Below are 26,012 nucleotides of genomic sequence, written 5' to 3' on the forward strand. Positions count from 1 at the left end.
GCTGGCGCCGCAATAGAATGCGAATAATTATCACAATCTTTTTCATCTGGGGTCTTCCATGGCCAGCCCGCGCACCGCCTATTCTATCGAGAGCTTCTACCATGACCATCATGGCTGGTTGCAAGGCTGGTTGCATCGTCGCATTGGCTGCCCAGAGCGGGCGGCGGACTTTGCCCAGGAGAGTTTTCTCCGCGTGCTGGTGCGCCCACCCGTAGAAAAGCTCGATCAACCCCGTGCGTTTCTCACCCGTATCGCGACTCGCCTGATCATCGATGACAGTCGCCGGGCGCGGCTGGAGCAGGCCTGGCTAGAGGTTCAGACGGCATTCGCCCAGGAACATCTGCATGCGCCTTCCGCAGAAGAGGTCAACGAGTGGCTGGACCTTCTTGAGTGGGTGGCCCGGTTGGTCCAGGAGTTGCCGGACAAGCCCCGTCGCGCTTTTCTGATGAGCCGGCTGGACGGCATGGCCCAGGGGGAGATTGCCGATGAACTGGGCGTCTCCATCAGTATGGTCAAGAAGTACATGGCCCAGGCCCTGCTGCACTGCCACAAGGCCCTGCATTCTCCATCCTCAGCCGCTCACTGCCCTGCCTTGCCATGAGTCGGCCGCCTCGAGATCTTTGCCATTCCGCTTTGCCCGACGCCGATGCCGAGCGCTATGAGCTTGCTCTGCAAGCAGCGGCGGAATGGCGCATAAGGCTGGAGGAGCCGCTTCCCGGCGACAGCGATGCCTTCGAGTATTGGTTGTTCTCCCACCCCGACCATCAGCAAGCCTGGCAGGCCATGGACGCCACCTGGCAGAGCTTCTCATGCGCAGCTCGTCCTGGAAGCCGCGCGGCCCTGGAGCGGACATTTCGTGACGAGCGTCGGCTAAGCCGGTGCTGGCTGGGTGCATCGGCGTTGACGCTATTGCTGTTGACCCTGCTGCCTCTGGGATGGCTGGTCTCGGGGCTCGGCTCGCCGATGCACCTCCTGGCCGACCATTACACCCACCTGGGCGAGCGCAAGCATGTCGTTCTTGCCGATGGCAGCGAGCTGGTGTTGAACACGGGTACGGCGGTGGACATCGACTATCGTGACGATCGCCGCGTCATTCACCTGCGTGGCGGCGAGCTGCAAGTCACGGTTGCGCCGGATAGCGAACGACCTCTGGATGTGGTCACGCCTGAAGGCCGCGCCAGGGCTCTGGGCACCCAGTTTACGGCGCAGCGGCTAGAGAGCGCAGGGCAAACCTACCTCAGCGTGACGATCCAGGAATCTCGCGTGGAGCTGTGCTGGCGCGTCGTCGAGGAGTGTGTGCGTCTGGAGCGCAACCAGCGGGCACGGGCCAGCCAGCATGAGCTCGGCCCTGTCGAAAGCGTGGATGCCGACGCCGAGGCCTCCTGGGTTCGGGGGCAACTGGAAGTGGATGACCAGCCACTCACCCAAGTTTTGCACACCCTGAGCCGCTACCAGCGAGGGCTGCTGAGCTATGACGAGGCAGCGCTGGCTGGCCTACGGGTATCCGGTACTCTGCCGCTGGACGATCTCGACCGGGCCCTGAACGCCTTGGCCGCCAGCCAGCCCATCCAGGTGAGTCGCTACACGCCGTTCATCGTTCGCGTCACTCGCCAGTACTGACCCACGCGGTCCGTCTCGACCGGAAAGAAAAAATTCTCATTCGCACTGTCCCTCTTCGGGTTTGGTTCGTCTTTACCCATAGAACCAGGAAAAAACCTGCAAGAGGATCACTGCCCATGCACTCTCGCATTACCAAGCGACCCGCTAGCTTGCTGAGCCTGGCGGCCGCGATGACGGCGACCGTTGGCCTGGCGACGGCCCAGCCGGCCCTGGCCTAGCAGGCCGGCACACAGATGCAATCCGAGGCACGCCAGCACTTCGACATTCCTGCCGGCTCGATGACCGCCGCGCTCAATGCCCTGGCGCGGCAGACAGGTCTGGCATTGACCTTCGATCCTGATCTCACCCAAGGCAAGACCAGCCAGGGGCTGAGCGGCGACTACACCGTCAGCGAAGCGCTGCGAGCAATTCTGGCCGGCAGTGGATTGAGCCACCGCTTCACCGGGCCTGATAGCGTGACCTTGCGTCCTGCATTGCGCAGCGATGTCGTCGAGCTTTCCACCGTGCTCGTCGAAGGCCATCGACTGAATGTCTACGAAGAAATCCACGCCAACGAGGAGAAGCGGCTGCACTCCCTGCGTCCGGACCTGATTCTTGGCAGCGAGCAAATGCAGCGCTTCCCCGACGAGCATATCGGCAAGGCATTGGATCGCATGCCGGGCATGTTCTCCACCTCGCCGGCCGAGAAGCAGGAGGTCAGGGTCAGGGGGCTCGACAAGGAGTTCACTCGCGTCGAGCTGGATGGGGTCAACATCCCCGGCAGCAATCGCTGGCGCAACCTGTCGCTGGGTACGGTGGCCACCAGTCTCGTCGATGAGGTTCGGGTCATTCGCAACCCGACTGCCGACATCGAGCACGACGGGATAGGCGGACGTGTCTCCATCCGCTACCGGCGCGCGCCCGAGCAGTTCGAAGGCCGGGCCCAGGTCATGGGCGGGCAGATCAATGAGGGAGACGGTGAGGGCATGTTTGCCGGCCGTGCCAGTATCTGGGCCGGCGGACCCGTGACTGACGACTTCAGCATGCTAGGCGGGCTGGATATCAACGGCGTGCCGCATCGGCGCGCTCACCGAGCCGTCGAGGAGAACGCCGACGGCAGCTTCCGCGAGCTGTTCGAGAGGAGCGACCGCAAGGACGTCAACCGGGTCAGCGCCTTCACCAAGTTCGGCTGGACCTTGGATCGCACCTACCTCGAAGTCGAGCCCTTGCTGATGGCGGAGTCTCTCAGCGTTCAGGATGAGCGCCGCACCACCGAGGCCAACGGACGCCAGGACAACCGTTTTCGTTCGGGAGAGGACAGCACTCGGACTTACGGCGGTAACTTCCGCTGGGAGCACGAACTCGGCGAGCAATGGCAGACCGAAGGGAGAGTGTCGGCCTTCCGCAGCGACCAGAATGGCAGCATGGATGAAGTGCGGTTGCGCTACCACGCCAACGGTGATTTGCGTGATCAGTCCGTGACCCGGACCAGCGATGAACTCACCGACGATATGCTGGAGCTTCGCAGTGCGCTGTCCTATTCATGGGACGCTGCCGGCCTGGGCAAGGCGGAGTTCGGTGTACAGGCTCGTCGCAACGAGCGCGATGGAACCAAAACGGTCATCGAAAACGGCGAAGCCAGGGAGCCGGGAAGTGGCGACGAGTATTCCCTGCGGGAAGACTATCTCGCCGGCTGGCTGCGCCAGCAGTTCCTGTTCTTCGACGATCGGCTTCGTGTAGAGCCTGGCGTTCGTATCGAAGATTATCGCCTGACCGCACGCAGCAACGATGGTGAAGGGGGGAGCGTCCATCAAGGCAGCGACAACCTTCATGTCGGGCCCAGCCTGCACGCCGCCTGGCAGCTAAGCCCGGAGTTCACTCTGCACGGCGCCGTTTCGCGCACGCAGAACCGACCGCAGTTGGACCAGATCACGCCCTCCCGCGTGCAAAGGGGCCGCGAGATCATCGTCGGCAATCCCGAGCTTGCCTCTTCCACCAGCGTCAACAGCGATCTGGGCCTGGTCTGGTCGACGCCTGATGCCTTCCTCGCCGCAACGCTCTTTCACAAGGACATCGATGACCTGATCGTCAACGCCCGCACCGGTGAGCAAGAGGGCAATCGCGACGTCGTGCAGCCAAGGAACATCGAGCGCGGAACCCTGCGCGGTCTGGAGCTGGAGCAACGCCTCCACCTGGGGCTGACGGGCATCGATCTTCTCGAAGGGGTGCACCTCTGGAGCAACCAGACCCTCTTCGACGGCAGCATGCGCCTGCAGAGCGGGCGTGAGGTGCCCTTCTTCGGCGAGCCGGACTATCTGGTGGCGGCCGGCATCGACTGGATCAGCCCGCGCTCGGGCATGCAGCTCTCGCTGGCAGCCAGCCATAACGGCAAGCGCACGGAAGAGGACGAGTTCAGCCGCAAGCGTTTCGATTCGCTGACCACGGTGGATCTAACCGGCAGCTATCCGATTTCACCCACCACTCGCGTGCGCTTCGAAGCGAGCAATCTCTTCAATGAGCAGGAGTCCGGACCGAAGGCCTTCTTCGATCAGGATGGCGAGCTCAGCCACACGGAATACCGCACGGTGAGTATCCCCCGAACGCTGTGGCTGGGCATCGAGGCTCGTTTCTAACCCTTTTCTCGCTGGCGAGAAAGCCATGCGCCCGCACGGGCGCTTCATTCAAAGAAGAAACCCAAGGAGTCAATGACGATGACGATGGCTGAACAAGAGCGCGTAGTAAACGATTTCGGTTCGCTGCCCGAGGAGACCCGCCAGGCCCTGTCGGGGTTCGTCGAAGGCGCACAGATTCTCGAAATCGTGACCGCCCATGCCCATGGCGTGGTCGAGACCAGCGTGAACTACCTGCGCGACGGCAAGGTTTACGACGTCATCTACGACGAGACCACCCGCAAGCTGCTGGGTGGGTCCGAGCCCGCGGTGTTCGATCGCGTCATCGAGGTGCTGCCGGAGTCCGGGCGTGCCGCGGTGAAAGTCGAAGCGCCGCAGCGCATCCGCAAGATCAAGATCAAGCACGACGACAAGGATCATCGCGAGTACGTGCACCTGCACACCATCGACCAGAACGGCAACATCAGCAGCCGCAAGCTGGAACTCGACGGTCGCAACAAGCAGTAAGACGCCGATGGCGGCGGCTGCGGCAAGGGCCGGATGTCCAGCGACATCCGGGGCAGGGACGCCCCGCTGTCCGCCCGTATGGTCATACCCAGGAGATCAGTGACATGAGCAGAGAGCTGGCGGCGTTCGAGCGACCCCAGGTCAAGGGGGTGCTTGCCGGAGCGACGGGCATCTATCTTGCCGCCGAGACCGGATTGTACGAGTTGCATGACAGGCAGCTGAGAGAAGTGCCCGCCTGGCGTGGCCGTCCGGTGCAGCAGGTCGCTGCCGCAGCGGAGGGCTATCTGGTGCTGCTGGAGGACGACAGTGGCCAGACCCTTCACCTGTGCGACAGCCAGTGGCAGCCCCGGCGCGAGCTGCCGCGTCCGGCGGGCGAGAAGATCAAGTGCCTGCATGCCCAGGCCGAGCACCTGCTGGTTGGCACCAAGCGCGGCCTATACCGGCTGCCTTTGGCCGACACCGCCCAGGCAAGCGACTGGCAGTGCCTGTTCCGTGACTCTGCCGGCTGGGGCGAGGTGCTGTGGGCCTCCAGCCAGCAGGCCGAGCACATCCGTGCCTCGGTCAAGAAGCTGGGAGCGGCTGCCAAGCCGGCGCTGATCGAGACCCATGACGCTGGGGTGAGCTGGCACGTCGAGTCGCTGGGCGACTATCAGGATCTCATCCTCGCCGCCGATGAGCGGCGATTGATCACTCGCTGGAAGGGGTGCCGAGAGCGCTACACCACCAGCGGCTACAAGAAGCACCCGCTGACCGCAGGCTTCCTGGCCGGCGACCGCTGGGCGGTGCTGGACGGCAACAAGCTGGAATACCAGCAGGAGGGCCACGCCCGCGTTGCCTTCGAACACCCGCTGCTCGCCGAAGCCGAGCGGCTGCTGCCGCTGGAGCAGGGCAATGTCTTCCTGGTCGCCGGCGTGCAGGGAGCCTATCTGGTCGAGCCCGGCCATGGCCGGGTAACCGATCTTTTCGGCGAAGCCGCAGGGCCTGCCGGGCTGGGCAAGCTCAAGCGCATCTTCGAGCTGGACGACGGGGTGCTGCTGGCCACTGCCACCTATGGCACCTTCCGCTCTGACGACGAGGGGCAAACCTGGCAGGCTGCCGACGCCGAGTGGGCGGTGCTGGATGCCGAGCACCTGATGCGCAGCGACGATGGCCGCTGGTGGCTGGGCTGTCAGCGCGCCCTGTTCGTCAGCGACGACAACGGCAGGCGCTGGCGCTACGTGAAATTCAAGCTGGCCGAGCTGCCTCACTACTGCGAACTGCGCGGCGGCCTGGCGGTCGTCGGCGGGCAGCTCTTCATCGCTACCAAGACCGGCCTGCTGGTCGCCCCGCTGGCGTCACCCGAGCGCATCGCCCGGGTCGCGGCGTTTGGCGAGCAGGCCATCGAAGCGCTGTTCACCGATGACGAGCGGCAGCTGCTGCTGGTGGGTACCCACGGGGCGGGCCAGGACCGGCTGTGGCGCTATGACCCTGTCGAGGAGCAAGCCCAGCCGCTGACCGCGCCGGGCCAGGTGCCGGTGTTCGAGTCCCAGATCGGTGGAACGCTCAGCGCTTGTCTGATCGCCAGCGGCGAGCGGCTGTTCCGCCTTGCGTGTGCAGGCGAGGGCCCTGTCGTGCTCGAAGAGATGATGCCCCAGCCGCAGGCCGGCGATTACCACATCGCAAGCGACTCGCAGCAGCGTCTGCTGGTCTGGAACGAGCGCAGCGCCTGGCGCTGGCACGGCGGCGAGGAACCGCTACAGGCGCTGCCCGACTGGCCGGCAGGCGTGCGCCACGCCTGCATCCGCGCCGATGGTCGCAGCGCACTCACCACCGACCGGCGACAGCTGCGAACCGTTTCGCTGCCATGTCTCGAAACCGCAGGCCATACCGCAGAAAAGGAGCTCATGCCATGAGCCGCGTGGATCAACTCGATGCCTACCGCCGGCCGGAAGTGAAGGCGGCCGTACAGCAGGGGAGCGATATCTGGCTTGGCAGCGCTGCCGGCCTCTATCGGCTGCGCGACGCCAAGCTCGAGGCCATCCCGGAATGGCAGGGGCTGCGCATCAGCGTACTGGCGGCGAGCGAGGCAGGGCTGCTGGTCGGCGCCAGCGGTGCCGAGGGTCAGGTGCTTGCCAGAACCGACGTCGACGGCGGCCTGCAGCAGCGCCTGCCGTCCTTGCCCCGTGACGAGGCGAAGGCTCTGTTGTGCAGCGAGGGGGCGACTGTGGCCGGCGGCAAGCGCGGCCTCTACCGGCTGGAGGCGGATGGCTGGCGCCATTGCTATGGCCAGGGCCACACCGAGATCATCGGCCTGGCCGCCGAACGGGGCCGCCTGCTGGCCTTCTGCAAGAAGCAGGGCAGCAAGGCGCGCCCGGCGCTGCTGGTATCCACCGACCACGGCGAAAGCTGGACGCTGGAGCTGGAAACCGGCTACCACGACGGCATCCTCGCAGCCTGGAAGGACGGCTACCTCACACGCTGGCGCGGGCTCTGGCGCACCGGCAGCCCGGTACGCCATCAGAAACGCCCCTTCAGCGCCGCTGGTGAAAGCGAGTCGGCGCGTGCCTGGGTGGTGGGCAACAAGCTGGTGTGTGAATTCGCCAACGGCAACAGCGTCGAGCTGGAGGAGCCGCGGTTTGCCGAGGCCGAGCAGCTTATCCTGATGCCGGAAGGGCGGGCCCTGGTGGCCGGAATCACCGGCGCCTTTCTGGTCGAGCTGGGCGGCGGGCGGGTACACGACGTGTTCGCCGGTCATGCCGTGCCGCCCTCGGCCGCCAAGATCAAGCGACTGTGGAGCCTGGACGAGGGGCGTATCCTGGCGACCGCCACCTTCGGCACCTTCTATTCCGACGACGGTGGCGGCCACTGGCAGCCGGCTGCGGCCGAGTGGGCGGCGCTGGATGCCGAGGGGCTGGCATGCTCAGCGGACGGCGCCTGGTACATGGCGACTCAGCGCGGCCTGTTCAGCTCCTGGGACAACGGCGCCTCCTGGCGGCACGTCAAGCTGACCCCACAACCCCACTTCGCCGAGCTGACCGACCTTGCCTTCGTCGGCGATCGCCTGGCGCTGGGCTCCAAGGCTGGGCTCTTCCTCTCGGCGGCGGATCGACCCAAGGAGCTCACCTGGATCGAGGCCGTCGGCGATGCCACGGTGCACGCCCTGCTTGCCGAGGGCAGCGGCCTCTGGGTCGGCATGGTGGACGGACGCCTGCTGCTGGTGGATTCGAGCACCGGCCGGGGCGAAGTCAAGGCGATGTTCCAGGCTCCCTGCCAACCGCTGCTTGCCACGGGCAAGACCCTCTGGGTGCTCAGCGGCGGCCAGCTGTTCGAGGTGACCGCTCGGTCGGTGAATCCGCTTGCTCATCCGGATGGGGCAGAGCGGCTGAAAGAGGCCTTTGCCTCAGAGCGGGGGCTGCTGGTGTGGAATCAGGCCAACGGCTGGGTGCTCGATGAAGCCGCCGAGGCGCCCAGGTGGGCTGCGCTCAAGGCTTGGCTGCCCGCAGTCAAGAGCGTCACTGGCATGGCGCCGCGCCTGATCACCGACCGCTGCGTGATCCTCGCGCTGCCATGATGACCCAGGCGGAGATGCCGGTGTCTTCCGAGCTGAAGTACCGTGCCTGGAAGCTACTGCTCAGGGAGATGGCGCGGGTGCTGCTGCGGCTGCGCTGGACCCTGCTTTGCCTATTGGGGGCGGCGGCATTGGCTGCCGCCCTCTCTCCCGCCTTTGCCTGGCTGAGCAAAAGCACCGTGCAGCGCATCGAGCAGGGCGAGGTCGACCCCTGGGCCTTGCTGCCGGAATTCCTGCCACTCTTTCTGGCCATCACCGCCGGCTTGATCCTGGCCGACTTCGCCGAGTCGATACTCAGCAAGCTGCTCGAGACCCGGCTCATCATCGTCATGCAGCGCAGCTACCTCGAGCGCCACACCCTCGGTAACGTCTCGCAGGACGTCGCGCACGTGCTGTTCGGCAGCGATGTGGCGAAGAAGGGGTTCCAGGTCATCTACAAGGACATCTGGACCATCATCACCGTCACCAGCTCGGTGCTTCTGTGGCAGCTGTCGCTGGGCGCACACTGGGTGCCGGTGCTGGTGCTGAGCATGGTGCCTACGCTGCTGTTCGTGTGGTTCTTCGGCCGCCGTATTCGCCATACTAGCCAACAGATCCTCGACACTCAGTCGGGTATTGCGGAGACGGCAGGGAAGCGCGACAAGCAGTCTCTCTACGGTCATCAGGAGCGCTATTATCTCGCCGTTCTCAACATGCACGTGTGCAAGTGGTTTGCCGAGAACGCCAGCGATGTGGTGCTCTGGGTGTCGTTTGCCGGCTTCGCCTTACTGGCGATGTGGCTGGGGGTAGGGCCGTCGCTTTCCGATATCACCCTGGCCGAGTCGAGTGCGCTGGTCATCAACCTGCGCTTGCTCTCCAAGCCCCTGGGCAATGTCGGCCGCGTCTACACGCGCTGGCAGGAGGCCTACCCGGCGCTGGTGCGCTCGCTGATTCCGCACTTGCAGCGTGAGCAGGTCGGCAAATGAGCGAAAAAGCCTATTGCAGCTGCCACAATCTCAGCGCAGAAGATTTCCAGGCTGCCTGCAGCCAAGGCGCCAATAGTGTTCGCGCCTGCTTTTGCCGCCTGGAGTGCAAACCGAAATGTGCCGAGTGCATACCGCTGGTGAAGGCTATTCTCGAGGCCAACGGGCAGCACGAGCCCAGGCCGGACAATGACCCACTATCGATATAGGCGTGTTGAACCTTGAGACTGCTGCGTTACGTATACTCCCGCCTTTCCGAGGACCTGATGCTGCTGGCATTGGTGCTGGCGTTTCTGGCCTTGATCGCCATGATGCCGGAGAAGTGGCGCCTGCTGCCCCAACTGGTCGAGTGGCATACCATCGCCATCCTGGCCGGTCTGATGGTGCTGAGCCGAGGGTTGGAAGACAGCGGCGCGCTCGCGCAGGCCGGGCGTTGGCTGCTGGTACACATGCACAGCGAACGTCGGCTGGCCCTGGCCATGGTGCTCTTCGCGGCGCTGCTGTCCGCCGTGATCACCAACGATGTGGCGCTCTTCATCGTCGTGCCGTTGACCGTCAGTCTCGGCAACATGGCGCGGCTGCCCATCGGTCGCCTGATCATCTTCGAAGCGCTGGCGGTGAACGCCGGCTCGGCGGTCAGCCCCATCGGCAATCCGCAGAATCTCTTTCTGTGGCAGCTGTCGGGCGACAGCTTCATTACCTTCCTCGTGGCCATGCTGCCCATCGCCGGCTGGATGCTCGGGGTCCTGCTGCTGCTGACCGCCGTCGCCTTTCCCGGCCGTCGAGTGGACGTAAATCTGGACATGACGCGCACACCCGTTCACTCCCGGCTGTTTCGCGTCTCGCTGCTCTGCTACCCAGTGTTTCTGTTGCTGGTGGAGTTCGGGCTGACGTTGCCGGCGCTTGCCGGGGTGCTGGCACTGTTCCTGCTTTGCTGGCGTCGGGTGCTGCTGGGAGTGGACTGGCTGATCCTGGCCATCTTCATCCTGATGTTCATCGACCTGGGCCTGCTCGCCCAACTGCCCTTCATGATGAAGGTGGCTGATGGACTCATTGCCCTGCCCGGCGGCGAGGTCACCGGGGCGGCGCTGCTCTCGCAGCTGATCTCCAACGTGCCGGCGGCCATCTTCCTGGCACCCTTCTCCGAGCAGTGGTACTGGCTGGCCTGGGGCGTCAACGTCGGCGGCTTCGGTCTTGCCATCGGCTCGCTTGCCAATCTGATCGCCCTGCGACTCAGCCGCCAGCAGGGGCTCTGGGTGGCCTTCCACGCCTGGTCGATACCGATGCTGCTGGTCAGCCTGTTGGGAGCTTTCTTGTTGTCAGCCGTGCTCGGTTGAGAAGTCCGTCAGCCCAGCCGGCCGTGGGTGAGGCGTAGGCAACGGTCCAGCGGTGCCGCCACCTGAGCGCTGTGGGTCACCATCAGCAGGGCGCTGCCGGCCTCTCGCACCAGTTCCAGCAGCAGGGCCAGCACTTCGCCAGCGGTGGTCTCGTCGAGGTTGCCGGTGGGCTCGTCGGCCAGTAGCAGGGCGGGGCGTGGCGCCAGCGCCCGACCGATGGCCAGGCGCTGCTGCTGGCCGCCGGAGAGCTGCTCGGGGTAGCGCCGTTCCAGGCCGGCAAGTCCCAGCCGCTGCATCAGATGTGCCGACCACTCGGGCGTTTCACGCCCAGCCAGCCGCGCCTGCAGGCGCAGGTTGTCGAGCACGTTCAGGCTCGGCACCAGGTGGAACTGCTGGAATACCAGGCCCAGGGTATCGCGACGCAGGCGGGCGCGGTCAGGCTCGTCCAGCGCGGAGATCGAGCGGTCGGCAAGGAGCACCTCGCCGCTGTCCGGCAGATCGAGACCCGCCGCCAGGTGCAGTAGGGTCGACTTGCCGCTGCCGGACTCGCCCATCAGCGCCAGGCTCTCGCCGCCGCGCAGCTCGAGGTCGACGCCCACCAGCACCGCAAGCGGCCCTTGGGGCGTGGCGTAGGTCTTGTGAACCTGGTGAAATTCGAGCATGGCCGGGCCTTCCTTGGGGAAAGGCTCATCGTCCCACAAGGGAAGCGCTGCACAAATGCCTACGCGAGCGAATCACTGCGTTGCGCGGTGCGCGGAATTCTCACATATACCCCATATGCTCCGGTTCCTGTGCTCCGTGCGCCTTGTGCTTCATCTCGCTCGTCGATTTGTTCAGTGCTTCCCAAGCGGACGGCTCAGGCGAAGATGCGTTCGAACTCGTTGGTGAAGTCGGAGGAAGCGGGCTCAATACCGATCAGGCGATGGCAAATATCGAGCAACCTGCGTGCTGTCTGGAACAGCATCTTGCTGAGATCATGGAGCAAGTTGAAATGATCAGCGATCTCGCTGTAGTCCGTGGCATAGTCATGCGCTGCCATGTTTCGAACCATACGGCAGCGCTGCCAGTCATCCATTGACTCGACGACACCCTGTTTCTCGAAAAAGGCGAGTATCTTCAGGAAGCTGTCGGTAGGCTCACCCATCAACAGAGCGCTGTGCCGCATGGCGGAAGCGAGGGAGTCTTGCAGCTTGGCAAATCGCTCATTGATGGCAGCCAAGGTTTCGAACAGGTCGACGTCCTTCTTCTGCGCTTCCAACTGGGCAGCATCGATCGGCCACTCGAGCTTGCCATCAGACTGATGAAGAAACCATGCGCAGCGCTGAATGGCTTCGAGCAGCCTGGCAAGGTGGAGTCGCTGTTCTTCGAGCAGGTCGTGTGTCATGCCGCCTCTTTCAATGGGCAACCTTGGTTAAGGGCAATGGCCTGGAAAGGCGAAGGCTTCTTGTCCCGCGAGTAAGCCAAAATATCCACAGGCAGGTAAAGCCTCTCTTCGAGCTTGCACTTGATTTCGGCCAGGGAAAGGCGTGGCAGCGGAGTCGACGAGATGAGCAGAAGATCGAGATCGCCGCCTTTGCGATTGTCGTCCAGGCGAGAGCCGAACAACCGCACTTCGACGTCGCCACCGACAATATCGTGGACAGTCGTCAGGATGATATGAACCTGTTCATGTGTCAGGCGCATTGCGGTGTGCTCCATCAATGGCATGATGAGTCTAGCATCATTACGCGATATCACGCTTGCAGGTGAGCCAGTCTTGACCGTCACGGTATCCATGCATTTCGTCAACGAGCTGTTCCTCGGGGTGCCCGAAAGCGAGGCTGCCCGCGAAGGCTATCTCGTTCGCGCGGGCATCTCGCCGTTCCTGCTCAGCGCGCCCCACGGACGGGTGACGGTGGAGCAGTTCGCCACGCTCTACCGGCTACTGGTCAACGCCTGCGACGACGAGACACCGGGTTTCTTCGCCCGGCCGCTGCGCAGCGGTACGCTCAAGCTGCTGTGCCTGAGCGTGCTGGAGGCGCCCACGCTGAAGGTGGCGCTGCATCGCTACACGCTGTTCTTCCGCATCGTGCTGGACGACTTCGGCTATGAGTATCGCGTCGAGGACGGGCTGGCGCGGGTGGCGCTGGTGGAACATCGGCCGCCGACAGGCAGCCGTATCCTGGTGCACGAGCTGATGCTCAAGCTGTTCCACGGTATCTGTTCGTGGCTGATCGCAAGCAAGATCCCGCCGGTGATGATGGAGTGCGCCTACGCCCAGCCGCCCCACAGCGCCGACTATCTCTACTTCTATCCGGGCAAGGTGAGTTTCGAGCGCGAGCAGACCGCCATCTACTTCGACGCCGCCCTGCTCGAGCTGCCGATCCGCCAGACCAAGAAGCACCTGGGCGCCTTCCTGCGCCGGGCACCGGCCGACTGGTTCTACGTCTCCTTCGAGGATCGCGTGGTGTCGCATCGAGTGCGCGAGCACCTGGCGCGCCATCTCGCCACCTCGGGCTCGGTGCATGACGTGGCCCGGGCGCTGCACATGTCGGTGCGCACGCTGTCGCGGCGTCTGGCCGCCGAAGGCACTCACTTCCAGGCAGTGAAGGACGAGTTTCGGCGCGACTTCGCCATCCAGGCCCTGACCCGCAGCGAGCGGCCGCTGCTGGCCATCGCCGACGAGCTGGGTTTTCAGGACCTGGCCTGCTTCAGCCGCGCCTTCAAGGGCTGGACGGGCAACTCGCCCGCTGCCTACCGGCGGGCGAGTACAAGGTTGCCCCAGAGCGCCTGAACTTGCGCCGTCAGGCCGGCTCGACTTTGGCCTGGTCCCGTGCCAGCTCCTCGCGCCGGGTCATGCGGCGATAGAAGAGCGTGGCGATGGTGGAGTTGATGACGATGAACAGCGAGTACATCACCGGAATCAGCAGGATCAGCTGCTGGGTTTCGTCGGCGAAGGTCATGATCACGATCAGCGCCGCCAACGGACCGTTCTGAATGCCGGTTTCCAGCGACACCGTTCTGGCCTTCTGCGGATTCAGCCGCAGCGAGCGGGAGAACAGGTAGCCGAAGGCGAAGCCGATCAGACCGATCAGGATGACCGCGGCATAGACCTCCCAGCCGGTCTCGACCAGCAGGCGCCAGTTCCTGGGCACCCAGGTGACCACCAGGAAGAGGATGACGATGGCGCCGAGGATGCCCCCCATCAGCTCGATGACGGCGCCGACGTTGGAGTTCCTGCGCCGCAGCCACATGCCGATCAGGGTGGGGATCAGCAGCACGAAGAGCAGCCGGGCGATCTGATCCGGCGGAATGCGGAAGGCGTCGTCGATGCCCTGGGTGTAGAGCTCCATCAGCAGCGGCACCATGATGAAACCGGCCAGGGTGGAGCAGATGGTCATCATGATGCTCAGGCTGAGCAGGCTTTTCGAGAAGTAGGCGAAGATGTTGGAGGTGGTGCCGCCGGGCATGCAGCCCACCAGTATCAGGCCCACCGTTTGCTCTGGGGTCAGGTTCAGCACCCGCGACAGCAGGAAGGCGATCAGCGGCATCAGCATGTACTGCGAGGCGAACCCCACACCGACGGCCTGCGGGTGGCGCATGGCCAGCCTGAAGTCCTTGAAGGTCAGCGACGACCCCATGCCGAACATGATGATCACCATCATGAGGGAGAGCAGGGTCTCTTCCAATGGGCTCAGCATTCGTTATGCTCCAGCGTCTCGTTGTTATTGAATGGTTATTGAGTCGTTGTTATCGAACCCGCTACGCGGTCAATGAGGTCAACCGCCTGTGGCTGCGGTTCGCACTTCCTTGCGCAGTACCTTGCCGACGGGGGTCTTGGGCAGTTCGTCCCAGAACACCACCTTTTTCGGCACCTTGTAGCCGGCCAGCTCCTGCTTGCAGTGGGCGATGACATCCTTCTCGCTGATGCCCTCTTCGCGCAGCACCACATAGGCATGCACGGCCTCTCCGGACTGGGCGTCGGCAACGCCGATCACCGCCGACTCCTGCACCTGGGGGATGCGGGCGATGCAGTCCTCGACCTCATTGGGGTAGACGTTGAAGCCGCTGACCAGAATCATGTCCTTCTTGCGGTCGACAATACGGAAGTGGCCGTCTTCGCTCATCACGGCGATATCGCCGGTGTAGAACCAGCCGTCCTTGAGGGCGTTGGCGGTCTCCTCAGGGCGGTTCCAGTAGCCCTTCATCACCTGCGGCCCGCGCACGATGATTTCGCCCGGCTCACCCACCGCCACCGGCTCGCCCTGATCGTCGACGATGCGCACGTCGGTTTCCGGCGCGGGAATGCCGATGGAGTCGGTGAGCTCCTTGCCGATGGGGTTGAAGCAGATCACGGGGGAGGTTTCCGTCAGGCCGTAGCCCTCGGTGATGGGGCTGCCCACCACGTTGCGCCAGCGTTCGGCCACCGACTTGTGCAGAGAGGTGCCGCCGGCCAGTGCCACCTTCATGGAGCGGGGCGGATAGACGGTGAACCACTCCTCGTTCAGCAGGGCGTTGTAGAGGGTGTTGACTCCCGAGATCCAGGAGATGTCGTAATTGTCGAAGGCGCGCTGGCAGTTCTGAATCGGGCGTGGGCTGGGCACCAGAACGTTGTGCGCCCCCTTGTGGTAGAAGGCCAGCAGGTTAACGGTGAAGGCGAAGATGTGGTAGATCGGCAGCGCCGTCAGGATGCACTCCTTGCCCGGCTCGATGTGACTGCCGGCCACCGAGTCGACCTGCTCCAGGTTGCTGATCAGGTTGCCGTGGGTCAGCTCGGCGCCCTTGCTGACCCCGGTGGTGCCCCCCGTGTATTGCAGCAGGGCGGTATCCGTGCGGGACAGATGCTGCCAGTACTGGCGGACATCGACACCGGTGTCGGCTTTCACCTGGCGCCCCTTTGACAGGGCCTGATCGATGGTGTGAACGCTCAGCCGGTGCTTGGGAATCACCCGGTTCCAGTACTTGAGCACCAACTGCAAGACCCCTTTCACCATGGGCGGGAACCACTGGGCTACGGAGGTGACCACGACCTGCTTGATCCCGGTCTGCTCGAGGATCGCCTCCAGCTTGTCGACGAACATGTCGACGATCACCAGCACCTGGGCACCACTGTCGTTGAACTGGTGTGCCATCTCCCGTTTGGTGTAGAGCGGATTGACGTTCACCAGGATGCAGCCGGCCTTGAGGATGCCGAAGGCCACCACCGGCAGCGTCAGGCAGTTGGGCATCTGCACGGCCACGCGGGCGCCGGCTTCCAATTGGAGACATTCGCGCAGGTAAACGGCGAAGGCATCCGACATCTCTTCCACTTCGGCGTAGGTCAGGCGGCCGTTCATGCCGTTGGGCATGCAGGTGGTGAAGGCGAGCTGTTGGCTGTAGGTCTGCCCGGCCGCCTGAAGGAGCGCCGGCAGGTTGTCGTGAAGGTGATGGCTGGCGGTGGCTTCACCGGTGTCAGGCTGGACGGCAAGGTAATGGCTCATCCAGGGTTTGTTATCGTAATACTGAACGTTCGACATGAATGGCCTCTCATGAGCGGCCTGGCTGCTGCACGACGGTATTCGCCAACACAGTGAACCAGGCCCTTTCTTATTACTTTCTTTGCAGTCTACTTTCTTACAGTCTATTTGCTTACAGTAACCAGCTCTGCTGTTGAACGACAGTTGAACTTCAGAGGCCATGGGCATCCGAAGTCCCCCTTCATCGTTGTCTATACCTCCTGGCGGATACGCTTCTTGTCGAGCTTGCCCACGCTGGTCTTGGGTATTTCGTCGACAAAGCGAACGAACGACGGAACCGCCCAACGGTTGATGTGGCCCTCGTCGACGAAGCGCTGCAGGAAGGCCTGGACCTCCTCCGCCTGGGGCGGGCTGTTGGGATCGCTCGGCACCGCCAGTGCTGCGGGGCGCTCGCCCCACTTCTCGTCGGGTACGCCGATCACTGCCACCTCCGAGATGCCCGGGCACTGGCCGATCAGGTTCTCCAGCTCCAGCGATGAGATCCACTCGCCGCCGGTCTTGATTACGTCCTTGATGCGGTCGCGGATCTGCAGGAAACCGCGCTCGTCGAGTACCGCCACGTCGCCGGTATGCAACCAGCCGTCACGCCATAGCTCTTCGCTGCGGGTCTCCTCCTTGTAGTAGCCCTGAGTGAGCCAGGGCGCACGTACGCGCACTTCGCCCACGCTCTCGCCGTCGTGGGGCAGTGGGGTGCCGCTCTCGTCGACCACTTCCAGATGCACGAACGGGACCGCGACACCCGCCTTGCAGCGCCACGGCAGCTGGGTCGCGAAGTCCGCCTCGTTGATATCCCGCGGCAGGATGTCGGCGGTGAGCAGCGGGCAGGTTTCGGACATGCCGTAGGCGCTGCGCGTGTCGATGCCCAGTTCCCAGGCCTTCTGCGCCAGCGGCTGGGTCAGGGCACTGCCGCCCACCAGCACCTTCCAGCCGGAGAGGTTCACCTTGCCCGAAGCAATGGCCTCGGCGCCGACCACCATGTTGAGCAGGGTCGGCACGCAGTGGGAGAAGTCGACCTTCTCGCCCACCAGCAGCTTGACCAGCATTTCCGGCTCATAGCGTCCGGGGTAGACCTGGGTGGCACCCATCAGCGTGGCGGTGTAGGGCACGCCCCATGCATGCACGTGGAACATCGGTGTGATCGGCATGTACACCTTGTCGCGGTTGAGCAGATCGAAGCCCGGCGTCTGGAAGGCGTTGGCCTCGCCCATGGTGTGCAGGACCAATTGGCGATGGGTGAAGAACACCCCCTTCGGGTTGCCGGTTGTGCCGGTGGTATAGAACAGCGTGGCCACCGCGTTCTCGTCGAAGGTGGGGAAATCGTAATGGCTAGGCTGTGTGGCCAGCAGCGCCTCGTATTCGCCCACCAGATTCAGTGAACTCTCTACCCGAGCGGGAGCATCCTGACATAGCAGGTAGCCGCGAATGCGCGGCAGGCGCGTTGCCAAGGGCTCGAGCAGCGGCACGAAGTCCTCATGCACCAGTACGAAATCGTCCTCGGCGTGCTCCATGGTGTAGAGGATCTGCTCTGGCGACAGGCGCACGTTCACCGTGTGCAGCACTGCGCCTAGCATGGGGATGGCGAAGAACGCTTCCAGGTAGCGGTGGCTGTCCCAGTCGAGCACTGCCACCACGTCACCGGCCTTTACGCCCTGGGCGCTGAGCGTGTGGGCGAGCTGATGGACCCGCTCGCGGAAGCGACGGTAATCATGGCGGCTCAGGTCGCGATAGACGATCTGATTGTTGCCGGCCATGCGCACGCCGGAGTCGAGCAGCTCGCCGATCAGCAGCGGTGGGTTGGTGGCGGAGGGCGTGGCAGGCAGAATTTTTGGTGTGACGGTGTTCATCTACATGTCCTTGTATTTGTTTTTCACTCTGCGGCAGGTTGCGTTTCGATCAAGCGCAACGTTCGATGATCAGTGCGATGCCCTGGCCGCCGCCGATGCACAGCGTGATCAGCCCGTAGCGACCGCCGGTGCGCTCCAGTTCGGCCAGCGCCTTGATGGTCAGGATCGCGCCAGTGGCGCCGACGGGATGCCCCAGCCCCACGGCACCGCCGTTGGGGTTGAGTCGCTCGGCGGGGAAGTCGAGCTCGCGTGCTACCGCCATGGCCTGGGCGGCAAAGGCCTCATTGGATTCGATCACGTCAATGTCGGCGATGGAGAGCCCTGCCTCGTCGAGGCAGCGGCGCACGGCGGGAATCGGCCCCAGACCCATCAGCCCGGGTTCGACCCCGGCGGTGCTGGCACAGACCAGCCGCGCGCGTGGCGCAAGACCGCGGCGTTCGGCCTCGTCGGCGTGGGCCAGCACCAGGCTGGCGGCGCCGTCGTTGATGCCCGAGGCGTTGCCGGCGGTGACCACGCCCTCCTTGGCGAAGGCGGGCTTGAGTCGGGCGAGATCCTCCAGCGTGACACCGTCGCGCACGTGCTCGTCACGCGAGAACTGGCGCTCGTTTTTCCCCTCGCGCACCGTGACTGGCACGATCTGCTCATCGAAGCGGCCCTCGGCGATGGCGCGGGCAGCCTTGTGGTGGCTTTCCAGGGCGAAGCGGTCGATCGCCTCGCGCTCGAGCCCGCAGCGTTTAGCGATGTTCTCGGCGGTCACGCCCATGTGGCCGCTGCCGAAGGGGTCGCTGAGCACGCCCAGGGTCAGGTCGGTGACGCTGGCGTGGCCCATGCGCAGGCCGTTGCGAGCCTGGGGCGGCAGCAGGTAGGCACCTCGGCTCATCGACTCGGCGCCGCCGGCCAGCGCCAGACGGCTGTCGCCGAGCACGATCTGCTGGGCAGCTGAGAGAATCGCCTGCACGCCTGAGCCGCACAGGCGGTTGACGTTGAACGCCGCCGCGCCCTCGGGCACGCCGGCATCCAGGGCGATATGACGGGCCAGGTAGGCGTCCTGCGGTCCGGTGGTGATGATGTGGCCGTAGATGGCATGGTCGATGGCCCCGGCCTCGATGCCGGCGCGGGCCAGCGCCTCACGGGCGGTGATGGTGCCCAACTCATGGGGAGCGAGCCCGGCCAGACTGCCGCCGAAGCTGCCGATGGCGGTGCGGGCGCTGTCGAGAATGACGACGGAATCGAGACGCATGAAACTCTCCTGTGTACCTTGAATTGCCCTTCTTGGATTGCCTGGGCAAGCGATCAGGCCGTGTCGCTCTTGCCGAGCAGCGAGCGGGCGATCACTTCCTTCATGATTTCCGAGGTGCCGGCGTAGAGGGTCTGCACGCGGGCATCCAGGTAGAAGCGTGAAATCGGGTATTCGCGGGTATAGCCGTAGCCGCCGAACAACTGCAGGCAGGCGTCGATGGTGCGGCACTGCATCTCGCTGAGCTGAAGCTTGAGGATGGCGGCATCTGTACTGCTCATCTCGCCGCGACGGTACTTCGTCACGCACTGCTCGAAGTAGGCGCGGCCCATGTCGATCTGCGCGCGCACCTCGGCCAGGGTGAAGCGGGTGTTCTGGAAGTCGCCCACGGCGCGGCCGAAGGCGCGGCGCTCGCGCACGTAGTCGAGGGTCAGCGCCAGCGCTCCCTCCATGGCGCCCAGCGCCTGGGCTGCCACGCCGAGGCGTTCGCGGGGCAGCTCCTGCATCAGATAGGCGAAGCCGGCGCCCGCCTCGCCGAGCAGGGCGTCTTCTGGCAGGCGCAGGTCGTCGAAGAACAGCTCGGCGGTATCGCTGGCGTGCTGGCCGATCTTCTTGATCGGCTGGCCGCGGGAGAAGCCGGCAAGGGTGGTATCGACCAGGAACAGCGAGACGCCGCGGGCGCCGGCGGCGGGGTCGGTCTTGGCGCAGACGATTACCAGATCGGCGATCTGACCGTTGGTGATGAACAGCTTGCTGCCATCGAGCCGCCAGCCCGATTCGGTACGGCTGGCGCGGGTCTTCATTGCTGCCAGGTCGCTGCCCGCGCCGGGCTCGGTCATGGCAATGGCGCCGATGGTCTCGCCGCTGGCCATGGCCGGCAGCCAGCGCTCGCGCTGGGCCGGCGTGCCGATGTGCAGCAGGTAGGGCATGACGATGTTGGCGTGGATGTTGTAGGCACTGGCCAACCCGCCGAAGCCCTGCCGCGATATCTCCTCCAGCGCCAACTGAACGATAGCGAAGTCGGCGTCGCTACCGCCGAGTTCCACCGGCAGATCGATGCCCAGCAGGCCGGCCTCGCCGAGCTGCTGCCACAGCGAACGCGGCATCTCGCCGGCTTCTTCCCACGCCTCGTAGTGGGGCGCCACTTCCTGCTCGAGAAAGCGGCGGATGGTGTCGTGGAACAACGGCGTCAGGTCGTCTTGCGGTGCGCTCATGGGTCAGCCGAGCTCCTTACGCAGGTTGCGTTTGAGAATCTTGCCGGCGGTGCTCTTGGGCAGGGCCTCGGCGAAGAGGATGCGCTTGGGCACCTTGTAGGGCGCCATGTGGGCCTTGGCGTGGGCGATCAGCTCCTCTTCGCTCACCTCCATGCCCACCTTGGGCACCACCACGGCGGTGATCGCCTCGATCCACTTCGCGTCCGGCAGGCCGATCACGGCAACCTCGGAAACGGCAGGATGCTTGAACAGCCCCTCTTCCACCTCGCGGCTGGCCACTACCACGCCGCCGGTGTTGATCACGTCCTTGATGCGATCGACGATGTAGAGATAGCCCGCCTCGTCGAAGTAGCCCACGTCGCCGGAGTGGAACCAGCCGCCGGCGAAGGCTTCCTCGCTCATCTCGGGCTTGTCCCAGTAGCCGGTGAGCAACTGCGGCGAGCGATGCACGATCTCGCCGTGCTCCCCGGGTGGCACGTCGTTCATCTCCAGGTCGACCACGCGCGTTTCCACGGTGAGGATGGGGCGGCCCGCGGATGCCGGGCGCTCGGCGTGCTCCTCGGGGCGCAGCACGGTGGCCAGCGGCGCGATCTCGCTCTGGCCGTAGCAGTTGTAGAGCCCCACCCCGGGCAGGCGCTGTTGCAGCTCCTCGAGCACCGGCACCGGCATGATCGAGGCGCCGTAGTAGGCCTTCTTCAGCGTCGAGAGGTCGAATTTGTCGAAAGCGGGATGACGCAGCAGGCTGATCCACACCGTGGGTGGGGCGAAGAACGAAGCGATGCCTTCGCCGGCGATCTGCGCCAGGCAGTCGTCGGGCAGTGGCGCCATGCGCAGGTGCACCGGGGCGCCGAGCAGCAGCGCCGGCATCAGGAACACGTGCATCTGTGCCGAGTGATAGAGCGGCAGGGCGGCCAGCATCGGCTCGTCGCCCTTGATGTCGAGCTCCACCATGCAGGCCATGTACTCGGCGAGCAGCGCCTGGTGGGTCATCATCGCCGCCTTGGGGGCCGCCGTGGTACCCGAGGTGTAGAGCAGCTGGGCCAGGCTGGCGCTGTCGATCGCGACATCCGGCTCGCTAGCGTCGCCGCTCTCCTTGTCGAGGGCTACCTGCAGCACGTCGAAGCCCGTCTCGCCCTCGGCGTGCAGGGTACCGGAAAGCGAGAGGCCGAGCCCTTCGCTCGCCCTGGCCACGTTGTCGGCCAGGCTCAGGTCGCTGAGCAGCGCACTCGCGCCGGATTGCTCGAGAATGTAGCGCAGCTCATCGGCGCTCAGCGCGAAGTTGATCGGCACGTGCACCAAGCCGGCGCGAGTGGCGGCCAGCCAGGCGATCACGTAGGCATCGGAGTTCTTGCCGTAGGCGGCCAGGCGGTCGCCCGGCGCCATGCCCGATGCCAGCAGGCGGTTGGCGACCCGGTTCACCGCCCGATTCAGCTCGGCGTAACTCCAGCGTCGGCTCTCGAAGGCCAGCGCCAGCTTGTCGCCGTGCTTGCGTGCGCTGCGACTCAGTGCGGCACCGATGGTGTTCTGCTGAATTCTGCTGGGTGTGGATGCTGTCTGGTTCATCATTACCTGGACCTCTCAGTCATCGTTGGCCGCAATGCCACGCTGTCGCTGGCGTGTCGCCCCCGCCGTGACGGCGGGGGCATCGACGCACTTCCCTGCCAGGCGGGTGCCTGCCTCGCGGCCCGTCAGCCTGCCGGCGGACTCAGCCGCAGGCAGGCCCGGCTCGTCGGGGCAGAGCACCCACAGCAAGGAGGCATTGACCGTTGCCGGCGCGGAAGGGGGCATATGGTTCATGGCATGATCCTCCTGGCTCAGGCGCCGTTGGCGACCAGTCGGCACTGGCTCTCCGAAAGCGGGCGGAAAGCCTCTTCGGCGGGAATGGTGCGCACCACGCGGAACAGGTCGTCCTCGTTCTGGGACTCTTCCGGTGCCTTCACTTCCACCAGATACATGTCATGCACCATGCGGCCGTCCTCGCGGATGTAGCCGCCGGTAGCGAAGATGTCGTCGATCGGCGTGGCCGCCATTTGCTGGCGTACGGCCTGGGCTTCGTCGGTGCCGATGGTGTCGATGGCCTGCAGGTAGTGCAGCGTGCTGGAGTAGAGACCGGCGTGAACCATGGTCGGCATGCTGCCGGTACGCTCGCGGAAACGCTCGGCCCAGGCACGTGTCTCGTCGTTGAGGTCGTAATACCAGGCCTTGGTGAACTGCAGCCCTTGGGCGGCATCAAGGCCGATGCTGCGCACGTCGGTGCTGAACAGCACCATGCCTGCCAGCACCTGGCCCGCCTGGGTGATGCCGAATTCGCCAGCCGTGGTGATGGCATTGATGGTGTCGGAACCGGCGTTGTTGAGGGCGATCACGTCGGCACCGGAGGCCTGGGCCTGCAGCAGGAACGAGGAGAAGTCGTTGCTGGGGAAGGGGTGGCGCGCCTTGCCCACGATGGTGCCACCATTCTCTAGCACCACCCGCTCGACGTCGCCTTCCAGCGCATGGCCGAAGGAGTAATCGGCGCTGAGCAGGTACCAGTTGTGGTGGCCTTCCTGAGTGATCGCCTTGGCGGTGCCGTTGGACATGGCCCAGGTGTCGTAGACCCAGTGAATGTGGTTGGGCGAACAGCTCTCGTTGGTCACCCCGGAGGAGACGGCGCCGTTGACCAGGCCCAGGCGGTTCTCTTCCTCCAGCAGCCGAACGGCGGCCAGAGTGACGGAAGAGGCCACCAGGCCGGTGACCATGTCGACGTTGCGTTCGTCGATCCACTCGCGAACGATGCTCGAGCCCACGTCGGGGCTGTTACGGTCGTCGGCGCTGAACACCACGATATTGGCGCCGGCCACGCTGCCGCCGACATCTTCGATGGCCATCTGAATGGCATCCAGCCCCAAGGGGCCGATGGGGTCGCGATAGGGGCCCGACATGTCGGCCAGGTAGCCGATGCGGATCTCGTTGTCGGTGATCTCGGCGTGTGCTGTTTGGCCGACGAGCATGATGGAGGCGGCGAGCGCTCCCAGGGTGAAGCGGCGTGTCGTTGTCATTGTCTGCCCTTGTGGTTGTTGTGAGAGGCTGTGGGTCGTTGCGACAGGCTGTGGATAAGCCTGTGTGTAATTTGGTGAACCTCTGTGCAAAGGGTGTGAGTTGGCTCAAAAGCGGCCACTCGCTCCCAGGCTCGCCCGTTCATGGTAGGAGGAAAGTGATTCGCTGGGTTTACGCATCACGCCACACTTTTTGCAATTCGTGCCAACTATGTGGGGCAAAGGTGGGGGATAAGACTTTGGTCTAGAGGTTGGAAGGCAGAACGTGCCACTCGGTGTCTGGCGGCACCGACTATCCGCTCTTTCTGAACTGGTGTGGCGATTTGCCTGTCCAGCGCTTGAATGCTCTTCGGAAGTTTGCGCTGTCGCTGAATCCCAGTCTTGCTGCGATGTCGTCCGTACTCATTTTCGTTGCCAGCAGATACTCGGTTGCCAGAGCGCTGCGGGCGTCATCAAGGATTTCCCTGTAGCTCGTCATTTCTGCGTCCAGCTTTCTGCGCAGGGTGCGGGTGGTGATGCAGAGCGTATTGGCGACGGCTTCCATGCTGGGAAAGCTGTTCGGCGACATCATCAGGATTTGATAGACCTCCCCCGTGATACCAGACGACATCTTGGTCTGGCCGAGGAGTTGGTTGCAGGTCTCCTGAAGCAACTTGATGGAAAGCTGATTTCCCAACAAAGGAGATTGATCGAGAATTTCCTTGGGGTAGTGAATCTCACTCGCTTCTTGATCGAAGTGACACTCGCAGCAAAGATATTTTTCGTGAATGTCCCTTGTGCCTTCGTCGGAATAGGCAAGCAGGGCTTTCGTAGGCGTCAGGCTGGGGCCAACGGCGTCACGAATATGGATAACGTTTTGCCCCATCTGTTGCTGGATAAGAAAATTTCTCGTGTCGATGTTCGTGATATACGAGTAGGCCTCCTTGAACGCAAAGATGGCCGACTCTTCCGATTCCCGCCATGTCATATGCAGGGTCGGCGTCGCCAGGGGGTGATACTTCACGCCGAAATTGAAGTAATCACGAATGGTCGGGCTGGTGAGCAGGGCATATCCATACATGCCGTAGGCAGTCAAATGCAGCCTGGCGGCAGTTTCGAAAGGAGTGGAAAGGTTGGCCCCTGCTTCAATGACATTGGTGCATGCATCGATGTACTGCTTGATGCAAACCAGGGTGGCCGGGTCCGCGAGGGCCTCCCGATCCAGGCCAAGGCCATCCAACACCACCTCGGGCGCTATGCCCTGTGCCGCCACGGCATCGACCAAAGCGGCAATCTTATAAGGCGCATAAATCTTCTGATTCAGCAGGTTAGTTTGGAAAGCAGGCATGATGGCCGCCTCGATGAATGTCCGAAAAAGACCTCATGAAGACCGTTTCTGACCTTCCTTGAACCCAGGATACCTTTGTAGAGTAGCCTCAGACAACATCGCTCCCGAGGCCATTGACGAGGGTTCGCCAAAAGAGCGCCAGACAGGCCTGGGTTGTCGGGAGTGAAAACGCCTCTTTTATAAAAACAGCATCAAGCTGATTGAAAGGTAAGGAAAACAAGATGAAATCCCAGCACGCCATCATGCTCGCCGGGCTCGCCATCGGCGTGAGCCTGTTCTCTCTGAGCGCTACCGCTCAGGCTCAGCAAAACTGGACCATGACCACCACCTGGCCGGACAGTATCGATGCGATCAAGATCGACCGTCATTGGGTGGAGCTGGTCAACAAACTCGCCGGCGACGAGCTGCAGATCGACTTCCGCGCCGGCGGCACCCTGATGCCCGGCACCGAGGTGTTCGACGCCACCGAGACCGGAAGTATCGAAGCCTCTGGCGACTGGCCCGGCTACTGGGCCGGCCGCAACCCGGCCTTCTCGCCGCTGGCCTCCACGCCCATGCTGTTCAACGCCGTGGACTACCTGAACTGGATTCAGCAGTGGGGCGGCCGCGAGCTCTACGAAGAGATCTACGGTCAGTTCGGTCTGGTTTACCTGCCGTATGGCGTGTTGAACAACGAGTCGGGCTTCATGGGCCGCACGCCCATCGAGAGCCTTGCCGATCTCGACGGCAAGCGCCTGCGTCTCGCCGGACGCGACCAGGGCCGCGTGCTCGAGCAGCTGGGCGGCTCCCAAGTCACCCTGGCCGGCGGTGAGGTCTACCAGGCCATCGAGCGTGGTGTAGTCGATGCCGCCGAGTTTTCGGCGCCGGGGATCGACTATAGCGTGGGCCTGGCGGAAGTGGCCGACTACTGGGCCACGCCGGGTTGGCACCAGTCGGCGACGGTGTTCGGCGTGATGATCAACCAGGACGCCTGGGACGCCCTCTCCGAGGAGACCCAGGAGAAGCTCAGGATCGCCGCCGATGCCACCCTGGCCTGGTCGTTGGCTTGGTCGGAAAGGGAGTCGACCGAGGGCACTCAGAAATTCATCGACGCCGGTGTGACCATCAACCATTTTTCTGAATCCGACCTGGCTCATATCCAGCAAGTCACCAACGACGTGATCCTGCGCGGCGCCTGCGAGCACCCGGACCACGCCAAGGTCTACCACTCCATGATCGGCTACCTGGAGCACTACGCCACCTGGCGTGACATCTCCGCGCCGTTCAACATGAGCCGCA

At 64.0% G+C, this 26,012-nt stretch carries 22 protein-coding genes; 10 read left to right on the forward strand and 12 right to left on the reverse strand.

Annotated features, from left to right (window positions below; all coding sequences use genetic code 11):
• The first annotated feature begins 58 nt into the window (after positions 1–58).
• The 8 genes from HOP58_RS20475 (at position 59) to HOP58_RS20510 (ending at position 10,582) form a co-directional block, all read left to right on the forward strand.
• Positions 59–601: a sigma-70 family RNA polymerase sigma factor gene (locus tag HOP58_RS20475; RefSeq protein ID WP_010626336.1), complete on the forward strand. Its 543-nt coding sequence runs from the start codon at positions 59–61 to the stop codon at positions 599–601.
• Positions 602–633: 32 nt separating this feature from the next.
• Positions 634–1,620: a FecR domain-containing protein gene (locus HOP58_RS20480; RefSeq protein WP_234261396.1), complete on the forward strand. Its 987-nt coding sequence runs from the start codon at positions 634–636 to the stop codon at positions 1,618–1,620.
• Positions 1,621–1,853: 233 nt separating this feature from the next.
• On the forward strand, positions 1,854–4,232 hold the full coding sequence (locus tag HOP58_RS20485; protein ID WP_234261397.1) for a TonB-dependent receptor: 2,379 nt from the start codon (positions 1,854–1,856) through the stop codon (positions 4,230–4,232).
• A 78-nt stretch (positions 4,233–4,310) separates the two neighbouring features.
• The gene (locus tag HOP58_RS20490; protein ID WP_010626339.1) at positions 4,311–4,736 is read left to right on the forward strand and encodes a hypothetical protein; all 426 of its coding nucleotides are present in this window, start codon (positions 4,311–4,313) and stop codon (positions 4,734–4,736) included.
• A 104-nt stretch (positions 4,737–4,840) separates the two neighbouring features.
• Positions 4,841–6,628 (forward strand): sialidase family protein, encoded by a 1,788-nt coding sequence (locus HOP58_RS20495; RefSeq protein WP_234261398.1) that lies wholly within the window; start codon positions 4,841–4,843, stop codon positions 6,626–6,628.
• On the forward strand, positions 6,625–8,286 hold the full coding sequence (locus tag HOP58_RS20500; RefSeq protein WP_234261399.1) for a hypothetical protein: 1,662 nt from the start codon (positions 6,625–6,627) through the stop codon (positions 8,284–8,286). Before HOP58_RS20495 ends, HOP58_RS20500 begins: the two co-directional genes overlap by 4 nt.
• Positions 8,287–8,306: 20 nt before the next feature.
• Positions 8,307–9,248, forward strand: a complete 942-nt coding sequence (locus HOP58_RS20505) for an ABC transporter ATP-binding protein (protein WP_141638502.1) — start codon at positions 8,307–8,309, stop codon at positions 9,246–9,248.
• A 218-nt stretch (positions 9,249–9,466) separates the two neighbouring features.
• Positions 9,467–10,582 carry an SLC13 family permease gene (locus HOP58_RS20510; RefSeq protein WP_026037863.1) on the forward strand — a complete coding sequence of 372 codons (1,116 nt, stop codon included), beginning with the start codon at positions 9,467–9,469 and terminating at the stop codon, positions 10,580–10,582.
• Positions 10,583–10,590: 8 nt separating this feature from the next.
• Here the strand turns inward: HOP58_RS20510 and HOP58_RS20515 are convergent, their stop codons facing one another.
• From HOP58_RS20515 to HOP58_RS20525, 3 genes are all read right to left on the reverse strand, one after another.
• Positions 10,591–11,244, reverse strand: a complete 654-nt coding sequence (locus tag HOP58_RS20515) for an ABC transporter ATP-binding protein (protein ID WP_234261400.1) — start codon at positions 11,242–11,244, stop codon at positions 10,591–10,593.
• Positions 11,245–11,438: 194 nt separating this feature from the next.
• Positions 11,439–11,966 (reverse strand): hypothetical protein, encoded by a 528-nt coding sequence (locus HOP58_RS20520; RefSeq protein ID WP_234261401.1) that lies wholly within the window; start codon positions 11,964–11,966, stop codon positions 11,439–11,441.
• Positions 11,963–12,358: a nucleotidyltransferase domain-containing protein gene (locus tag HOP58_RS20525; protein WP_234261402.1), complete on the reverse strand. Its 396-nt coding sequence runs from the start codon at positions 12,356–12,358 to the stop codon at positions 11,963–11,965. The genes HOP58_RS20520 and HOP58_RS20525 overlap by 4 nt, the downstream gene beginning before the upstream one ends.
• On the opposite strand from HOP58_RS20525, the gene HOP58_RS20530 reads away from it, so the two are divergent.
• On the forward strand, positions 12,339–13,355 hold the full coding sequence (locus tag HOP58_RS20530; RefSeq protein ID WP_234255718.1) for an AraC family transcriptional regulator: 1,017 nt from the start codon (positions 12,339–12,341) through the stop codon (positions 13,353–13,355). The genes HOP58_RS20525 and HOP58_RS20530 overlap by 20 nt on opposite strands.
• Positions 13,356–13,365: 10 nt before the next feature.
• Here the strand turns inward: HOP58_RS20530 and HOP58_RS20535 are convergent, their stop codons facing one another.
• From HOP58_RS20535 to HOP58_RS20575, 9 genes are all read right to left on the reverse strand, one after another.
• Positions 13,366–14,262, reverse strand: coding sequence for a bile acid:sodium symporter (locus HOP58_RS20535; RefSeq protein ID WP_010626346.1), 897 nt, complete (start codon positions 14,260–14,262; stop codon positions 13,366–13,368).
• A gap of 78 nt (positions 14,263–14,340) precedes the next feature.
• Positions 14,341–16,077, reverse strand: coding sequence for an AMP-binding protein (locus HOP58_RS20540; RefSeq protein ID WP_010626347.1), 1,737 nt, complete (start codon positions 16,075–16,077; stop codon positions 14,341–14,343).
• A 191-nt stretch (positions 16,078–16,268) separates the two neighbouring features.
• On the reverse strand, positions 16,269–17,921 hold the full coding sequence (locus HOP58_RS20545) for a fatty acid--CoA ligase (RefSeq protein ID WP_234261403.1): 1,653 nt from the start codon (positions 17,919–17,921) through the stop codon (positions 16,269–16,271).
• A 49-nt stretch (positions 17,922–17,970) separates the two neighbouring features.
• Positions 17,971–19,161, reverse strand: a complete 1,191-nt coding sequence (gene bktB / locus HOP58_RS20550) for a beta-ketothiolase BktB (protein ID WP_234261411.1) — start codon at positions 19,159–19,161, stop codon at positions 17,971–17,973.
• 53 nt (positions 19,162–19,214) lie between these two features.
• A complete protein-coding gene (locus HOP58_RS20555) occupies positions 19,215–20,372 on the reverse strand; it encodes an acyl-CoA dehydrogenase family protein (protein ID WP_234261413.1) in 1,158 nt (385 codons plus the stop codon).
• A gap of 3 nt (positions 20,373–20,375) precedes the next feature.
• Positions 20,376–21,935, reverse strand: coding sequence for an acyl-CoA synthetase (locus tag HOP58_RS20560; RefSeq protein ID WP_234261424.1), 1,560 nt, complete (start codon positions 21,933–21,935; stop codon positions 20,376–20,378).
• Positions 21,936–21,950: 15 nt separating this feature from the next.
• The gene (locus HOP58_RS20565; protein ID WP_234261415.1) at positions 21,951–22,169 is read right to left on the reverse strand and encodes a hypothetical protein; all 219 of its coding nucleotides are present in this window, start codon (positions 22,167–22,169) and stop codon (positions 21,951–21,953) included.
• Between the two features lie 17 nt (positions 22,170–22,186).
• Positions 22,187–23,410 carry an ABC transporter substrate-binding protein gene (locus tag HOP58_RS20570; protein WP_234261417.1) on the reverse strand — a complete coding sequence of 408 codons (1,224 nt, stop codon included), beginning with the start codon at positions 23,408–23,410 and terminating at the stop codon, positions 22,187–22,189.
• 289 nt (positions 23,411–23,699) lie between these two features.
• Positions 23,700–24,734, reverse strand: coding sequence for an AraC family transcriptional regulator (locus HOP58_RS20575; protein WP_234261419.1), 1,035 nt, complete (start codon positions 24,732–24,734; stop codon positions 23,700–23,702).
• 221 nt (positions 24,735–24,955) lie between these two features.
• Between HOP58_RS20575 and dctP the strand changes: the two genes are divergently transcribed.
• A partial coding sequence (gene dctP, locus HOP58_RS20580; RefSeq protein ID WP_234261421.1) for a TRAP transporter substrate-binding protein DctP occupies positions 24,956–26,012 on the forward strand: 1,057 nt, incomplete at its 3' end.

The sequence above is a fragment of the Halomonas sp. MCCC 1A11062 genome (assembly GCF_021404355.1).
GTDB lineage: Bacteria > Pseudomonadota > Gammaproteobacteria > Pseudomonadales > Halomonadaceae > Halomonas > Halomonas aerodenitrificans.

Excerpts from the sequence above, each read along its gene's own strand:
- HOP58_RS20475 (WP_010626336.1), top strand. The coding sequence starts at position 59 with ATGGCCAGCCCGCGCACCGCCTATTCTATCGAGAGCTTCTACCATGAC.
- HOP58_RS20485 (WP_234261397.1), top strand. The coding sequence starts at position 1,854 with ATGCAATCCGAGGCACGCCAGCACTTCGACATTCCTGCCGGCTCGATG.
- HOP58_RS20490 (WP_010626339.1), top strand. The coding sequence starts at position 4,311 with ATGACGATGGCTGAACAAGAGCGCGTAGTAAACGATTTCGGTTCGCTG.
- HOP58_RS20495 (WP_234261398.1), top strand. The coding sequence starts at position 4,841 with ATGAGCAGAGAGCTGGCGGCGTTCGAGCGACCCCAGGTCAAGGGGGTG.
- HOP58_RS20500 (WP_234261399.1), top strand. The coding sequence starts at position 6,625 with ATGAGCCGCGTGGATCAACTCGATGCCTACCGCCGGCCGGAAGTGAAG.
- HOP58_RS20515 (WP_234261400.1), bottom strand. The coding sequence starts at position 11,244 with ATGCTCGAATTTCACCAGGTTCACAAGACCTACGCCACGCCCCAAGGG.
- HOP58_RS20520 (WP_234261401.1), bottom strand. The coding sequence starts at position 11,966 with ATGACACACGACCTGCTCGAAGAACAGCGACTCCACCTTGCCAGGCTG.
- HOP58_RS20525 (WP_234261402.1), bottom strand. The coding sequence starts at position 12,358 with ATGGATACCGTGACGGTCAAGACTGGCTCACCTGCAAGCGTGATATCG.
- HOP58_RS20535 (WP_010626346.1), bottom strand. The coding sequence starts at position 14,262 with ATGCTGAGCCCATTGGAAGAGACCCTGCTCTCCCTCATGATGGTGATC.
- HOP58_RS20540 (WP_010626347.1), bottom strand. The coding sequence starts at position 16,077 with ATGTCGAACGTTCAGTATTACGATAACAAACCCTGGATGAGCCATTAC.
- HOP58_RS20545 (WP_234261403.1), bottom strand. The coding sequence starts at position 17,921 with ATGAACACCGTCACACCAAAAATTCTGCCTGCCACGCCCTCCGCCACC.
- bktB (WP_234261411.1), bottom strand. The coding sequence starts at position 19,161 with ATGCGTCTCGATTCCGTCGTCATTCTCGACAGCGCCCGCACCGCCATC.
- HOP58_RS20555 (WP_234261413.1), bottom strand. The coding sequence starts at position 20,372 with ATGAGCGCACCGCAAGACGACCTGACGCCGTTGTTCCACGACACCATC.
- HOP58_RS20560 (WP_234261424.1), bottom strand. The coding sequence starts at position 21,935 with ATGAACCAGACAGCATCCACACCCAGCAGAATTCAGCAGAACACCATC.
- HOP58_RS20565 (WP_234261415.1), bottom strand. The coding sequence starts at position 22,169 with ATGAACCATATGCCCCCTTCCGCGCCGGCAACGGTCAATGCCTCCTTG.
- HOP58_RS20570 (WP_234261417.1), bottom strand. The coding sequence starts at position 23,410 with ATGACAACGACACGCCGCTTCACCCTGGGAGCGCTCGCCGCCTCCATC.
- HOP58_RS20575 (WP_234261419.1), bottom strand. The coding sequence starts at position 24,734 with ATGCCTGCTTTCCAAACTAACCTGCTGAATCAGAAGATTTATGCGCCT.